Origin of the sequence: Paenibacillus riograndensis SBR5 (genome assembly GCF_000981585.1) — a bacterium.
GTDB classification, from domain to species: Bacteria; Bacillota; Bacilli; order Paenibacillales; family Paenibacillaceae; genus Paenibacillus_AQ; species Paenibacillus_AQ riograndensis.
Genome location: NZ_LN831776.1, coordinates 2,440,356 through 2,456,375, shown reverse-complemented (window position 1 = coordinate 2,456,375; position 16,020 = coordinate 2,440,356). Strand labels below are relative to the sequence as shown.

11 protein-coding genes are annotated in these 16,020 nt (G+C 52.2%); 2 read left to right on the top strand and 9 right to left on the bottom strand.

Annotated features, from left to right (window positions below):
- Positions 1-59 precede the first annotated feature (59 nt).
- Entirely contained in the window at positions 60-1,439 is a 1,380-nt protein-coding gene (locus PRIO_RS09935) for a polysaccharide deacetylase family protein (protein ID WP_020428281.1), read from the bottom strand.
- Positions 1,440-1,681: 242 nt separating this feature from the next.
- Between PRIO_RS09935 and PRIO_RS09930 the strand changes: the two genes are divergently transcribed.
- Complete coding sequence (locus tag PRIO_RS09930) at positions 1,682-2,881, top strand: AI-2E family transporter (protein WP_020428280.1); 1,200 nt, start codon at positions 1,682-1,684, stop codon at positions 2,879-2,881.
- Here the strand turns inward: PRIO_RS09930 and PRIO_RS09925 are convergent.
- The 8 genes from PRIO_RS09925 to PRIO_RS09885 form a co-directional block, all read right to left on the bottom strand.
- Positions 2,842-4,641 carry a peptidoglycan D,D-transpeptidase FtsI family protein gene (locus PRIO_RS09925; RefSeq protein WP_020428279.1) on the bottom strand — a complete coding sequence of 600 codons (1,800 nt, stop codon included), beginning with the start codon at positions 4,639-4,641 and terminating at the stop codon, positions 2,842-2,844. The two genes, PRIO_RS09930 and PRIO_RS09925, sit on opposite strands and share 40 nt — an antisense overlap.
- 1,016 nt (positions 4,642-5,657) lie before the next feature.
- Positions 5,658-7,724, bottom strand: coding sequence for a methyl-accepting chemotaxis protein (locus PRIO_RS09915; protein ID WP_052741437.1), 2,067 nt, complete (start codon positions 7,722-7,724; stop codon positions 5,658-5,660).
- A gap of 43 nt (positions 7,725-7,767) precedes the next feature.
- Positions 7,768-8,730 (bottom strand): acetylxylan esterase, encoded by a 963-nt coding sequence (locus tag PRIO_RS09910; RefSeq protein WP_020428275.1) that lies wholly within the window; start codon positions 8,728-8,730, stop codon positions 7,768-7,770.
- 23 nt (positions 8,731-8,753) lie between these two features.
- Positions 8,754-9,779 (bottom strand): glycoside hydrolase family 130 protein, encoded by a 1,026-nt coding sequence (locus tag PRIO_RS09905; protein WP_020428274.1) that lies wholly within the window; start codon positions 9,777-9,779, stop codon positions 8,754-8,756.
- 106 nt (positions 9,780-9,885) lie between these two features.
- Positions 9,886-10,719 carry a carbohydrate ABC transporter permease gene (locus PRIO_RS09900; protein WP_020428273.1) on the bottom strand — a complete coding sequence of 278 codons (834 nt, stop codon included), beginning with the start codon at positions 10,717-10,719 and terminating at the stop codon, positions 9,886-9,888.
- 5 nt (positions 10,720-10,724) lie between these two features.
- Positions 10,725-11,606, bottom strand: a complete 882-nt coding sequence (locus PRIO_RS09895) for a carbohydrate ABC transporter permease (RefSeq protein WP_020428272.1) — start codon at positions 11,604-11,606, stop codon at positions 10,725-10,727.
- 137 nt (positions 11,607-11,743) lie between these two features.
- Complete coding sequence (locus PRIO_RS09890) at positions 11,744-13,117, bottom strand: ABC transporter substrate-binding protein (protein WP_020428271.1); 1,374 nt, start codon at positions 13,115-13,117, stop codon at positions 11,744-11,746.
- Between the two features lie 354 nt (positions 13,118-13,471).
- Entirely contained in the window at positions 13,472-14,827 is a 1,356-nt protein-coding gene (locus PRIO_RS09885; RefSeq protein ID WP_020428270.1) for an FAD-dependent oxidoreductase, read from the bottom strand.
- A gap of 104 nt (positions 14,828-14,931) precedes the next feature.
- On the opposite strand from PRIO_RS09885, the gene PRIO_RS09880 reads away from it, so the two are divergent.
- Positions 14,932-16,017 carry a LacI family DNA-binding transcriptional regulator gene (locus tag PRIO_RS09880; RefSeq protein ID WP_020428269.1) on the top strand — a complete coding sequence of 362 codons (1,086 nt, stop codon included), beginning with the start codon at positions 14,932-14,934 and terminating at the stop codon, positions 16,015-16,017.
- Positions 16,018-16,020 lie beyond the last annotated feature (3 nt).

Below are 16,020 nucleotides of genomic sequence, written 5' to 3'. Positions count from 1 at the left end.
ACCCGGGGTCACAGAAGCTTATCTTATAATTGCTGTTTCGTTTCAATTAGCAGTGATCATTAGTGCACAACCGTGGCTGCCGGCAGCTCGGCTTCCAGGGACAAGTCTTCTTCCCGCACCTGTTCACGCGGCTTCACCTGTTTCTGCGGGCGCTGCTGGTTCATCTGGTCAAGCAGCTGGGAGACGGGCATCAGCATCATTTTGGGAACCAGTACCTCGCTCCGTTCCTTCAGCCTTGCCCCGCCTGCCGGATGGATGACACTCAGCAGGATGCTCAGGTAAAACTTGGTCGACCGCGCAAACCACCCTTTCGGCAGATCCAGCACCATGAACCCGAATTTCTCCGGCCCGCGGTTGATCATACTGACACCGTACAGCGCTTTCGCTTCGGCCAGGTCAATATCCGCAGCAATCCGCTGCGCCAGCACCGGCATATCCTTCTCCATCCGGCGGATCATGCGGATCGCCAGCTGCGCCGAGGAACGGGAATGAATGCCAAGCTCGAACAGCTGCCTGTTGTCGATATGCAGTTCAATCACCTTGTCGCCTTTGGCCAGCCATTCGCCGCCTTCCATCTGTACAGGCTCGCCCTTATATTTGCGCATGCGGTAATGCAGGAACGGATCTGCCGGTGAGATGGTCTTAATCCGCAGCATCAGCTGGAATACCTGTTCCCAAGCCAGCCATAAGCCGACAAGGAGCCTTTTGCCAAAAGAAAGCTTTTGAACCGGAGAGCTCTGCACCATCCTGATCATCTCATCGATGCGGATGCTGCGCAGCCCGCGCCCTTCCGCCTCCTGCAGCATCCGCTCCAAGGCGACCAGCATATGCTCCGGCGCATTCGGGTCCGCCCCGAGTGTGGTGCCGCAATCATGCAGCAGCATCACTTCGCCCGGATTCAGCTTGGCAAGCAGCTTTTCTGTCAGCCGGTCTGCGCCGAGCTTTTCCTTCCAGTCGCCGAACATTGCCGACCACAGCACAATCTGCACCTGGCGGCGTTTTGAAAAGTCGAACAGATTAACAATTCCCCAGGGCGGACGGTAATAAGTGCTCCGTTCACCGGTAATACTGAAAATAATGTCATCTGTGTGCTGGATCTGGCGTTTGACAGTAGCCGGACGCATCAGCCAGTTCGTCTTGTGAACGTAATTATGGATTCCGATCAAATGCCCTTCATCATGCATGCGCTTGATTATTTCCGGGTTCTGTTCAGCATGGGAGCCGACGACAAAAAAAGTGGCTTTGGCACCGTAGCGTTTCAGCAGATCAAGCAGCAGCGGTGTATAGAGCGAGTCCGGCCCGTCGTCAAAAGTAAGCGCAAATTCACTGCGGCCAATCCCTTTGCGGAAGACACGATATCCGAATATCCGGCTGATCATCCCAGGGATAAAGGCATAAAATGTTGAAATATAAAATAACCAGAGCAGCAAAGTCTGCATATAAATTCCCCGCTTTTCCAGAGTTGACTTTGGCTCGCGTTAGGTCTGCAAGCAGATTCAGTGATACGGCCAAGTAGAGTGAAGTATGCCCCGCGGTTTTTAAGTAGGCAGAATCCCACGAAAAAACGTTACCCCCTATTTTAACACAGGTATCAAAGAAAAAGACGCTTTTTTGTTAAAATCGTGTACAATGAATTAAAGTTGAATTTGTTATTCTATCTAAAAAGGAGTCGTTCATATTCATGTTGCCGCTGTACAAAAAATATTGGCGCACCATATTCGACATCGGTTTAGTCGTGCTTACCGTATATCTTGTGATGCTCGCTTTCAGTACGGTGTACCGGCTTGCCGCGCCTGTGTTCTTATCATTTTTTGTATTTCTGATGATCGAGCCGCTGGCCCGTTTTCTGAACCGCCGGGGAATGGCCAAACCGTTTGCTTCCGCGGTTTCAGTTATCCTGTTCCTGATTGTGCTGCTGGGCGTGTTGTTCGGCGCCGGGCTGCTCATTACGATGCAGGCTCTTAAGTTCCAGGATGATCTGCCCAGATATACATATATAGTCCAGCAGCAATTTGCTGAGACGACCAATTATTTGCAGCACAAGGTTGAGGCGCTTCCGCCGGACCTTACCGACAAAATCAACGGGTATTTTAAACAAGCCACCAATGTGCTTTCGGGCTGGCTGGTCATCTTCCTTAAATATATGATCGGAGTGCTTGGCTCCTTCTCTTCATTTATGGCTAATTTCGGCATCGCGATTATTCTCGCCTTTTTTCTCAGCATGGAGATTAAGGACTGGCGCAAAATCGCCCATGACAAGATGCCCAAAACATTTAAGACAGCTTATGCTTTTCTGCAGGGAAATGTCTTCAAGGCCATCGGGTCCTATCTCAAAGCACAGCTGATTCTAATCAGCATCACCTTCGTCATAGTTCTGGCCGGGCTCTTTATTCTCAGAAGCGGCAATGAAATCACTATGGCCTTGGTCTGCGCCATATTTGATGTGCTGCCGCTGCTCGGCGTATCAACGATACTGATTCCCTGGATTGTATATCTGTTCATTATCGGCAACACCACGCTGGCCATAGGCCTGATTGTGCTGCTTGCGGTGGTGCTGATTGTGCGGCAGCTGCTGGAGCCGAAGATCACCGGTAATTCCATCGGCGTATCCTCCGCCTTCCTGATGCTGTCGTTCGTTATTCTGTCCAGCTCCATCTTTGGCTTCGCGGGCTTGATTCTCTCGCCGATCCTGCTCATACTGCTCAAGGAACTGCTTCAGCAGGGCTATCTACAGCGCTGGATTTTCCTGCCGAAGGAAGAGTTCATTGTCTCGCCATTCGCAGCGTCAGGTGAGCCGTCCACTCCAGGAGGCGAGGCCGTTTCGGGTGATTCAGACGGGACTCACGCGCCGGAGGATTCCGCCAGCAGATCAAACACCTGACCAAACAACCTCGTGGCCGCATGCGGGCTCCCGGGGGCCACATTCTCCACCAGGACGGACACTGCAAATCGGGGATGCCCGACCGGTCCGTAGCCGATGAACCACTGGTTATTGCGGGGCATGCCCTTCACCCATGTCTGGGCTGTACCTGACTTGCCTGCAAGGGGCCATTTACTGCCCTGCAGGCTTTTGCCGGTTCCCCCGGTGACAACCTTCCGCAGCAGGGAGAGCAGCACATGGGCTGTCGGCGGCGAGATTCGGCCCTGGGGAGACGGGGCTAAGTGACCTGGAAGCTCTTTCAGCGTCTGTCCGTTGGCGAAGGCCACCCGCTGGAGTATACGCGGCGCATGGACTTCTCCGCCGTGCAGCAGCGTAACCAGCAGGTTGGCCGCCTGAAGCGGCGTGACCCGGACATCGCGCTGGCCAATCGCCGTCTGCACCCTCGCCCCGCCGTCATCGGGCAGCAGAGTGGTAAAGATCGCCCCCGGCTGTTCCCCGGACAGCGGACGGAGCAGCGGCAGGCCCAGCGTATTTTCCGCTTGCCAGCTGATATCCCGGCCAAGCCCCAGCGCCAGTGCGGCGGACTGCAGCTGGGCTCCGCTGAGCCGCTCAGCCAGGGAGGCAAATACGGTATTGCAGGACACGGCGAACCCTTGCGCCATGGTAAGGGAGCCGTGTCCTTTCCCATTCAGGCAGGACAAGCCATATTTACCGTAATGCCCGGAGCAATAGAACTTTTCCTCAGGGGAAGTCACACCGGCTTCCAGTGCCGCAGCGGCAGTTACAATCTTGAAGATAGAGCCGGGAACCGCAGCCTGAAGCGCCCGGTTGTTCCACTCGCCTCCTTCCGGCGAAATCTGCGCCGGATTATAGAACGGCAATGAAACCATGGCTTCAATATCACCGGTAGTGGCATCCAGCACCACTACAGCGCCTTCTTTGACTCCGGATTTCACAGCGAGCTTCTCAATATTCTCCTGAAGCTTCTTGTCTATGGTCGTGTACAAAGACAGCGGATAATAAGGATTCCCCGGCGCTCTCACTTTAATGGGACTGTCAGGAAGACGGCTGCCGCGCGCATCCACCTGGGCATAAGCTTCGGTATGGCCCACCCCCTGCATAAGCGGCTCCAGCGTCCTCTCCAGACCGGCGGTTCCCGTCCAGGGAACTCTCAGACCGGTCGGTGATTCCTTCGCCTCCGCCGCTTTTGCTTCCGACAGGTAGCCCAGCCATTGGCGGCCTGTTGCTTCCCCTGTATACCGGCGGGCAAAAGGCAGCGCCCGCACACCGCCGACGGCCAGCGCTTCAACCGCTTTAGCCTGCCCCGGCGTCAGCTCCAGCGGATTTTTGCCGCTGCCTGAAGGCCAGAGCAGCGGCTCTTTCAGCCCGCTGCGTTCAGCCTGAAGCTGCTCGTAGGTCACTCCCAGCACTGTGGCAAGCTGCCGCAGCTTCTCTTTGCCGGCAGCACTCTCCTCTGCGTCCGCTTCCGCTTCGTCCCGGGGGAAAAAAGCCGCCGTCCACACCGTTTCGCCGGCCAGCGGCTGGCCGCTGCGGTCGTACAGCCGCCCCCGGCCGCTGTCGAGCACCACCTCCCGCTCACTCTGGATCGCGGCCATCTGGGCCATGGAGTATTTCGCCCCCGGTACTTTGCGGTCCTTCAGAAGCAACTGTACCCAAGCCAGCCGGACGATCAGCACCGCCACCAGCAAACACAGGATAAGCGAGCCCCAAAAAATACGTTTATGAATAAGCTTGTGCAAAGCCATTCCTCCAATGATACCCTATTCGGCAGATGGACTTCATGGCATCTATTATGCCCACGTTGCGGATTTATTACCTGACTTATTGCCGGCTTGGTTGTCCGGTGATGCAGGCCCGGTGCCTTTTAAAAAAAGCCCTGATCATCAAGGATTTCTTGATCATCAGGACTCCTATTTATTCCGTGATAGGGTTCAATTAAAATACTCTTTAGAACACCATTTAATCTGCTCTTCCCTGCTCTTCTCATGGAGGATGATTAACTGATTCAATACGTATATCCGCTGGACAATATCTTGGGCGATATAAAATTGCCTCTTGTAATGATTGATTTCCCGCTGATATGGACTTGGAGACTTCCTGTTTTTTTCATAGATTAAAAGCAGCTGCTCGTGAAGGTCGTATACCTCTTGGTACGTCAACCCAATCCCCCCATTAACCACAGATTACGAATAAAACCTTTTAACATTATCCACGCTTGAAATCAAAAGTATACCTAGGGACGAACACATAGCTTAGGCGAGTTAAAATATTTCTACTTGGACCAAGCAGTAAGTTTAAGTGGAAAAAGTAAACTTAATTCCTCCCGATCCGGTTTCCGAGGTAGTGCTAGTTGGAAAAAGGATAACTAATTCAGCCGATGCGCCGCTTTTCAGGTCAATTTGCTGAAATAACTCTACTTTTTCCCACTAATTCCTCTTTATGAGGATATTTTGTTCAATTAAGTATACTAATTCCACTATAGCTTCCTTTAAGCCCCCGTCCTCTCAGCCGCCTTCAATTTCTCCCCAGCCCCCTCCAGCAAAAAAGACTCCACAGGTTCAGCTTGATACACCCCATTATCACTTATCCCTTACTTTCCCTGTATCTTATCCAACTTGTACAGCATAAGAGTAAATCCCAAAATAATAACAAAAACCGCCTCTCCCTGTTGGAAGAAACGGTCCGGGTTATAGATTTGAGTGGGTACTCTTAACATTTCATACGGCGGCAGCTGCACATTCACTCAGCAACCTGTTTACACCGTGAACTTTGAGAGTCTTTCCTTCAGCATCGAGGAAGCATTCTCCAACTGGGCAGAAAGGTCCACGAGATAATCGCTCACATTCTGCTGTTCCCCGCTGAGAGAGGCCACTTCCTGTGAAGCAGCCGATGATTCCTCGGCAAAAGAGCTGACGTTGCTTATCGCATCCGACAGCACATACTGGGATTGATTCAGCCCCTCAATTGAGGCTCCTACAGAATCCAGACGGGAAATAAAATGATTCATTTGTCCCTGTACAGAGACAAAGATTTCGCTTGTGTTGCGGACTGAAACGATCTGCTCGTCAAACAGGGGCGATACCTCTGACAGGGCCGCAACAGTCTCATGCATATCCGTCATGATCTTATCCGTTATTTCCGCCGCCATCGCAATGGAGCGTTTGGACTGTTCGGACAGCTGGCGGATTTCATCGGCCACAACTGTAAACCCTCTGCCCGCTTCGCCTGCGCGTGCGGCTTCAATGGAGGCGTTCAGCGACAGAATATTCGTCTGCTGCGTAATGCTCTGCATAGCCTCCAGCACTTTCATGACGGAGGAAGCGGTATCCTTCAGGTCATTGACCTTCATCACCAGCTTATCAGTCATGGTGCCTGTGGTATACGTCTGGTGCAGCAGTTCCTGCAGCTTCACGACACCTTCCTCACTGGATTGTCCCACATGATGTGCCATGCTGCCCATCTCGCGGGCAGCAGATATCACCATATCCATCCGTTCGGATATCTGCGCCGTCATCTCATTGCCGCGGTCCGCTTCCAGCGCAAGACTTCCGGCTCCTCCGGCAATCTCTTCGGTCGCCGCTGCAATATCCTTGGCCGACGCAGCCGTCTTGCGCGAAGCATTGCCCAGCGCATCTGCTGTTTCGAGGACTTCGCGTGCCGTCTCGTTGGTATGAACCACCAGTTCCGTGATCCGCTCCATCATCACATTGAAGGAAGACGACAGCTGGCCGATTTCATCACGGGAAGCAACGCTGGTCCGCACCCGCAGATCGCCTTCCGCCCCCTGGAACATCAGATCCCTGAGCCGTGAGAGCGGCCGGGATACCATTCTGACCATCCATAAGCCGATCAGAATCGCGATAAGGGCTGCGGCGGCAACAGCAATGTAGGTCGTTCCCAGAATACGGCCTGCATCTTTGACCAGATTCTCCGAAGGCACAACGCCCAGTACTCTCCAGCCCGAACTCTGCAGTGTGCCATATACGGCGAGAATGGATTTGCCTTTTTCGTCCTGGGTTGGCAAAGACCCCGATGCTTCAGTCAGACCTTTGAACAATGTTCCGCCCAGGCGAAGATAAGAATCCGTCTGCTGCTGGGAGGAAGCAATCAGCTCGTCCTTGCTGGTCAGAAGCTGGATGTAGGAATCCAGCCCGAGGTTGACCTTGCTCAGCTGGCTGTCCAATTCTTTGGTACTGATATCGCAGACTGCGATATAGCCTGTCCCGCCGGATTCATCTGCCATGGATTTGGCAAAATGAAATACGCCCGATGTATCCCCCTGCTTCAATCCTTGTGTAATCCATAAGCTGTGGGGCTTCTCTTTCAGCTGCTTGAACCAGGAAGCCTCCCGGATGCCTTTCATAAAAGCGTTATCTTTTGTTCCCGTAGCAGACACTGGAAACTCATTCTTCAAGGGTACCAAGTATACGGCCTGCACTCCCTTTACCGAAGTGATCCAGCGGTCTAATTCACTATTAATCCGTTCCGTTTGGCTGTTCCGTTCAGCGCTGCTGGCAGTGGAGATACTTCCTTGACGAACTGCCTCCTGAATATCCCTATTGTAAAAAAGCTGCCCCAAACTGTCTTCAAAACGCAGCAGGATTACGTCAAGCTTCTCTGCCGTTTGTTCAACGGTCTGCTGATTGGATGACAGGGCGTTGTTCTCAATGGTTTGTCTGGCAACGGAGTACGAGGTATACCCAAGGGATAATACAATTCCCATGGTCGCGATAAAAAACACGAGAAAAAGCCGCACCCCCAGCGACTTGGAGGGATGCAGCCGAGTAAGAAATCCTTTGCTGTCTGCTGCCTGTTTACTCAAAAAAATCACCGCCAGATCTACAATATTCTTGCACGGCCCCCCGTTACAAGGTCATGAAGGTCTGTAGCACCCGATCGGAAAGATATGGAAGATACTCATGACCATATTCATGATATACCATCAGCTCTTTTGTTGCTGTGATTTTATTGTATGCAGCGAATTGCGTCGAAGGCGGGCAGATCGTATCTGCAAGTCCGGTCACCCACAGCACTTTGGCCCGGATCCGGCCTGCCAGATTCTGAATGTCGATGTACCCGAGCCGGTTAAAAATTGCTTCCTCCCGTTCATGATGAGGATCAAAAAAGCGGAAATAATAGTTAATCTCCTCATAAGCAGAAGTCGTGATATCCAGCTCCCACGCCCGTTTGTAATCGGAAAGGAACGGATAGACCGGAACGGCCAGCCTGATCCGCGGCTCAAGGGCAGCGCAGGCGACCGTAAGCGCTCCGCCTTGGGAGAGGCCGAATGCCCCGGCCCGTTCAGAGTCCACTTCCGGCATATTCATCAAAATCCGTGCGGTCTGGGCGGTATCCAGAAACACGTTCCGGTAATACAGCTTGTCCGGATCCGGATCATCGATCCCCCGGATAATGTGGCCCCGGATGGTTGTGCCTTGCACCTTAAGGTTGTCTTCGGACAACCCGCCTTGTCCGCGGCAATCCATTGCGAGCACACTGATGCCGTGCGCGGCATAAGCAACCTTTTCCATCCAGTCGCCGCTGTCGCAGGAATAGCCGTGGAACATGACCACGCCAGGCCCTTTCGCCTGCTCCGCCTTCTTCGGTCTGACATATTTGCAGTGCACTTTGGCACCGCCCACGCCGGTAAAATACAAATGAAAACATTCGGCCAGCTCGCTGGTAAATTCCGCAGGCAGCAGTTCGTAGTCCAAGGTCTGGGCATCAAGATCACGCAGGGCGCGTTCCCAGAATGAATCAAAATCCGCAGGCTTCGGGCTGGAGCCTTCGTAAGCTTTTAGCTGGGTCAGAGATCTTTCTGACGTCATTAGAAATCCTCCTTAGGGTTGGATTAGATCTTGCCCAATCCGGCGTCGTCGCCGACTTCCTCATGGGTTGCGATCACGTAATTGACGATTTCTTCGACGGTAGTGTAAGCAAGGCCTACATAGGTGTCGGCGGCGCCATAATAGATGGCGATACGGCCGGTTTCAGCATCATTCAGGGTAGCGCAAGGGAAGAGCACGTTGTTCACGAAACCTCTTTCCTCGTACCATTCTTCCGGGGTAAGCACGAAGTTTTTGGAACGGTATTTGACCTTGGACGGCTCATCCTTATCGAGGATAACAGCGCCCATGCTGTACACAAGGCCGTTGCAGGTTCCGGTAACGCCGTGATAGAACATCAGCCAGCCTTCGGTAGTTTCGATAGGTGCAGGGCCGCCGCCGATTTTGGTGCTCTGCCACCAGCCTTGCCCGCCTTTGGTCATGACATGGCGGTGTTTGCCCCAGTACACGAAATCCGGGCTTTCACTCAGGAACACATCACCAAAAGGTGTATGCCCGCTGTCGCTCGGACGGGACAGCATCACGAAATTGCCATTGATTTTTCTGGGGAACAGCACACCGTTGCGGTTGAACGGCAGGAACGGATTTTCCAGACTGATGAAGGTTTTGAAATCCCGGGTTTTGGCTACACCGATCGCGGCCCCGTAGAAATCCGTACACCAGATGATGTAATACGTATCTTCAACCTTGACCAGACGCGGATCATACGCGTAACGCGGCATATACGGTTCGCCGGCTTCGTCTACAAACTGAATCGGTTCATCGTCAATTTTCCAATCCAGGCCGTCCACACTGTGCCCCATTCGCAGATGAGGACGGGTGGTGTTGTCTTCAACACGGAATACGCCCAAAAAGCTGCCTTCATAAGCCACAACAGCACTGTTGAAAATACGCGCGACCCCCTTAGCCGGATTGCGCTTGATTACCGGATTGTCACTGTGTCTCCATACCGGATTGTCATTCCCGGCCGGTCTGTCCTGCCAAGGCATATTGGGAATATTCTGGCTTGCGGTCAGCTTAACTTCTTTCATAATAAAGTCCCTCCAAATTTTAGCAGCGCATGCTGCGGTTATTATATTCTTGCAAAACGCGGATATTCTGAATGCTCTGCTGCAATCAACTACGGTCTGTCAGGCCTTATTTTACCGACCCTTGCGCAAAACCGTTGTAGATGTATTTCTGCAAAGCGATAAAGGCGATCAGTGTCGGTATAATTGCGATCATAATGGCGGCACAGATAACCTCCCACTGTGAACCGTACGGACCCTTGAACTTGAACAGCGCGGTGGAGACCACCTGCAGGCTGCTTTTAGGCATGTACAGGAAAGGCGTGTAGAAATCGTTATAGATGTTAACGCCCTTGACGATAATCACTGTTACAATAGCCGGACTGAGCAGCGGGAGAATAATTCTCCAGTAGATGGTCCAGTAAGACGCTCCGTCCAGCATTGCAGATTCGTCGAGCGATTCGGAAATGGAGTCCAGGAACTGCATGAAAATATAAACAGCGATAATATCCGTACCCAGATACATCAGAATCGGCGCCCAACGGGTGTTGAACAATTCCAGCGAGTTGATGATCTGGAAGGTAGCCACTTGGGTGGTTACTCCGGGAATCAGCGTGGCAAGCAGAAAAGCGCCCATGAGCAGCTTGCTGCCCTTGAATCTGAACCGGGCCAAAATGTAAGCCATCATGGAACCGGTCAGGGTAGCACCAGCAATGGAAATCAGCACGATAATAATCGTGTTCATGAAGCCGAGCAGCATATTCCCGTCGATAAATGCTTTGGAATAGTTAGAAAAATTCAGCCAGTTTTCCGGCAGGGTAAGCGGGCCTGTCGACGCATATTCTTTATTCGTTTTTAAAGAGGCAAAAAAGACGACGACGATCGGCACCAGCGCCATCAGCGCTCCCAAAATCAAAGTGAGGTATTTGAAGAAAGAGGCTAAGTTATATTTTAGAGTATGCATAGTTCTTACTTCTCCTCCTTAATCAGAACACGCTGCAGAACGGTGACAAGAACCACAATTCCCAGAAGCACTACAGCCATTGCCGAGGCTAGTCCCAGCTTGCTGTATTTAAAGGCCACATCGACGGTCTGGATGACAAAAGTGCCGCTGCCATTGGAACCGCCAGTCATGACATACGGAATTTCGAACACACCGATCGCTCCGCTCACCGCGAGGATCAGATTGAGCTGCAATATGCGTTTGATGCTCGGAATAATAATGTGTCTGAACTGGTGCCAGCGGTTGGCGCCGTCAATTTCCGAAGCTTCGTAAATATCGCCGCCGATAGAGGAAATCGCTCCAAGGAAGATGATAAAGTTCATCCCCATGTATCTCCATACCGAAGCAAAGGCGAGGGAGATATTGATCAGCTGGGGATTCAGCAGCCACTTCTGCTGCCAGGCTCCAAGCCCGACGAGATCAAGGATGGTATTCAGTGTTCCTTCCGGCTTGAAGAAAAACAGGAAGATAAAACCGATAGCCACGCCGTTCAGCAATGTCGGAAAAAACAGGATTCCTTTGAACCAGTTCTTCATGCGGACGTTAAAGCTTAGAATGGTGGCAAAATAAAGCGCCAGCCCCATTTGGACAAAGGTGGCAAAGAAATAATACAAGCTGACCTTGAACACGGCGAAATACTCGGGTTTGGTGAAGATTGTTTTGTAGTTGTCAAAGCCGACATACTCCATATTTTTACTAAATCCATTCCAGCTTGTGAAGCTGTACTGGAACATTTTGAACACGGGCAAATAGGAAAACGTCAGCAGCAGGACAACGGGAACCAGTGAAAATAAAAAGATGATCAATATACGTTGATTTTTGTAGCTCATGTTGGACAATTTGGGCACTCTCCACACCTCCTAAGAACACATGCTTACTACTCCTAATCCTTCTCCGTCGCATAAGTGAAGGGGAAAATGCCTGCTAAGGCACCTTCCCGTTCTTTTGAGTCTGTCCTCACTTCTGCGGTAAAAATTATTAAGTCTTATTTGCCAGAGGTAATTTTAGCTCTTGCCTCTTTCCACTTGTCATTCAGGTCTTTCATAATGTCATCAAAGGAATCTTTGCGGTTACCGATGGCGGCTTCGATAATGACTTTCTTGAAGTCAGGCTGCCAGAGGCCAATCTCAGCTTGTTTATCAATAGCGTCAACCCAGCCTTCTTCACCGGCTTTGGCAGGGGCAAGGGTGTCAAATGTAACATCCGTGCCTTCAAATTGTTTCAGCATTTCCGGAAGCTCAGCGCCTTTAACCGGGCTCATACCGCCGCCGTCATTTGTAGGATAGCCTGATTCGTTAATGAACCAATCCACCCATGCTCTCGCGGCTTCCTTATTCTTGCTGTGGATGCTTACGCCGAGCGTATAATCGTCAGACAATGGAACAAGAATTTTTTTGGCGTTGGTCGGGAAAGGCATGAAGCCAATATCATCAGGGTTGGCAGCAACCCCTTTGATCTGCCCGATAGCCCACGAACCGAGCATCATCGTACCAATTTTGCCGTTAGCCAAATCGGCTTTGGAGGATTCCCAGTCCGTTGTAGTTGGATCTTCTTCGATCAGGCCATTTTTGGCTGCATCGTACATTAATTTGTACAAGTCATAGTGAGGCTGGCCTTTAACAAAGTTATCATCAGAGGCTACTTGTCCGATGTTGACATAATCCCGGTCACCGGCTACGGTAGCCAGATCCGCTTCCCATTGGGTCAGCGTCCAGCCAGCTGCATAGTTCGTGTAGAGCGGAATTGCGTCGGTCTTATCCTTGATGCTTTTCAGAGCTGCGTTGAACTCATCAAAGGTTCTGGGGATCTCCGTAATTCCGGCATCTTTGAACACTTGTTTGTTGTAGATAACCCCGGAGTAGTTAACTGTAGTTGGAATTCCATAAGCGATTCCGTCCACAGCGCGTTCCTCCAGACCGGTATATTGCTTCTCCAGATCGGACATCTTACCCAGCGGCTCAAAGAAGTCTGGCAGATCCTTGATCGCTACGCTTGTAGGCAGCAGCAGCACATCGCCATAGTCATTGGTGCTCATGCGGATTTTGATCTGATCCTCGTAGCTGGACAGCGCTTCGAAGTTCACTTTGACATCCGGATATTTTTCATTGAACTTTGCGGCGAAATCCTTGAATACGGTATCAACAATATCCGTTCTCTGGGTGATAACCGTGATCTCACCTTTGATATCTTTAGCTGCGCCGCCTTCAGGGGCTGCTGCCGCCTCGGTGTTTGTTCCGGTATTGCCTGCATTGGTTGCTGCTGCATTGCCGGCATTATTGTTGTTCGATGAACAGCCTGCGAACAAACCAGCCATCAGTGTCAATGCCGCCAGGCTGGTAACTGCTTTGGTTTTCTTCATTGTTTGTTGACCCCTCTCTTCATTTTGAACCTTGAAATAACAATAACAAAAAGCTAACAAAAATCATCACAAATCAACGATGTATACTTCAGAAAAGATGGTTTGTACCCGCTTTCGCTTGAAAAGTGATGATGTTATCGCTTACAAGCCTATTATAAATCGTTTCCAAACCTAAAACGATGGTTTCAATTGTTTTTTCTGGTCTTCAATTTGTTATTTTTGTTTTTATTATATTTTATTTGTTATCTATTTTAAATGAAAAAAAGGCAAACTCCCATTTCGGGAAATTTGCCTGCAGCGAAAATGATTTATTATGCAAAAAGTGAGGCGAAGAGGAAAAGAGCCTCCACCAGATCAGATATTCAGTGCCGTGTGTACCTCCTCACCGAGCCAGGCCCCCTGCCGGACCAGCAGATTTTGCAGCTCGCGGATTGGAACCTCGCGTGAAGTCATGGACGAAGCGCCGGCCAGATAGGCGGCGGTGCCTGCCGCCTGGCCCATGGCGAAGCAGTTCGGCATGACGCGGAGCGAACCCTGCACCACCCGGTCCGAAGAAGCGGCCCGTCCGGCAACCCACAGGTTGTCGACGCCAACGGGCAGCAGCGCCCGGTAAGGCACACCGTGTGATCTGCCGCTCGGCAAATGCTGAATATCCATCTGTGACTGGGAGTCCGCCAGATGAACATCAATGAAATACGAATTTCTGGCGATATCATCAGGGAAGGATTTCATACTCATGAAATCCTCCTTCACCAGCGTATAATCGCCCGTGATCCGCCGGGTTTCCCGGATGCCGATCTGCTCCCCGGAGGTCACGAGATGCGCTTGTTCAAAACCCGGCACGTATTTGCGCAGGAAATCCAGCTGCACCTTAATCCCCTGCCTTCCTTCAATCGCCCCCCGGGTCAAATCCTCCGCCTGGGTCCCGTCGATCCCGAAGATATGCCCAAAGTTCACCCCGACCAGTGTATCCGATATCCAGGAAAAACCCGACACTTCCTTGCGCCCTTGCGGAAGATCCCCTGCTGCCTGCGCCTTCTGGACCAGAGCCGGAATCTGGCCGGTATCCCCGGTCCGCTTCAGATATTCATGGAACCGGCTATAGCTCACATCGCTTAATACATAACAAAGCGTTCCCGGCTGCAGCTCGCCCTGCTCCCCGCCTTTCTGGAAGGCAACTCCGGACATTGCCGCGATATCCGCATCACCGGTAGCATCAATTACATAGCGGCACCCAATGTAGGAGCGGCCGCTTTTATTAACAATCACCACCCCGTCTACGCGGGAGCCGTCCGCGCCCATAACTACCTGGGAAACCACGGTATGGTACAGCAATCCGGCACCGCTCTCAAGCACCTTGGCTTCATAGACCCGCTTGAGCACTTCCGCGTCAATGGGCACCCAGTCCAGCTGCTCTCCGTATCTGCTCATGTAATCCGGGCCGCAGGCCTGCTTCATACTCTCCAAAAGCTCCAGGCCGATCCCGCGCACGACCGGCTTCTCATGATCCGTATAAGGGCAGAATGCCGGAACGAGTGCCGCCGTTCCCATTCCTCCCAGATACCCTCTCTGCTCTACGATCAGAACGGATGCCCCGTTCCTGGCCGCAGCGATGGCGGCGGCGATCCCGGCAGGCCCCCCTCCGGCGACCAGCACCTCCACTTCACGGCTTACCGGGATCTGATCTGCTGGAACTGTGATTGTCTTCATTTCATCGGCCTCCTTGTTATCTTATGAACTGCACTTATTATATAATGAAATCAAAGCCTCATTTTACTTACACTTTTGTTTCATTTATAGGAGTGACTTGCCTGATGCCCATCCGCAAAAAAGTAACGCTGCAGCATCTCGCCACCGAGCTGGGCCTGACGGTCCATACGGTGTCCAAGGCCCTCCGGGGCCTCCCCGGCATGTCGGAGTACACCCGAAATGAAGTGCTCCTGCTGGCGCAAAAGCTCGGCTATCACACCAAGGAGCAGGAGCGCAGTCTTTTGTTCGAGAACACTCCTGTCTACTCCGGACCAAGCCGCCGTTTCATCTTTCTGATCGCCGCCAGGCAGGGTCTGCAGTCCCCGCTGCACCATATTCTCCTGGAGAGTGTGCAGCACCGGCTGGGCGAGGCAGGCCACAAGGTAGAACTATTATTCGTCCCGGAAGGACTTCAGCCGGCAAAAGCCTTCACCGGGTGGGAGAACAAACATAATCTCTCATATGCAGACGGCATTTTTATTAGTCCGGTGATTGAGGAATCCGTAGAGGCACATCTGATCCAGCTAAAAATGCCCCGGATTCTGCTCAATTTCCCCCCTCCCGGTGCAAACGTGGACAGTGTGATCTGGAATGTCCATGACGCCATGCAGCAATCCGCCAGACATCTGATCGCCATGGGGCACCGCAGGATTATGTACATTGGAAATCCGTGGCTGAGCCGGGGCTACCAGCTGCGCTGGCAGGCCTTCTGCATGACATTGGAAGCAGCCGGGCTTCAGGTGGAGCCGGACTCCCATATCTTTGAAATGAATCTGCCGCAGGAGGAATGGACGGCGTTATGGAAGCGCCAGACCGAAGCGTATAGTCCCACGGCCTTCATCTGCGCCTCGGAACAAGCCTTGACCCGTGTCTATCTGGCTTGTCAAACCACCGGCAAGCACATTCCGGGGGACTACTCCCTGATGGGTCTGGAACCGGAGCCGTCCCTGCGGAACATTATTCCGGACATCGCCCGGCCCACGCTGCCTGTGAAGGAAACCGGCGGCCGTGCGGCTGACCGGATGCTGTGGCGGATTGCCAACCCTTCACTGCCCTATGAGCACATCCTGCTTCAAGGCGGGCTTCATAACGGAAGCACCGTTCAGCCGGCACACGCAGAAGAACCCCGCGGTAAGCGGGGTTCTTCCTAAGGC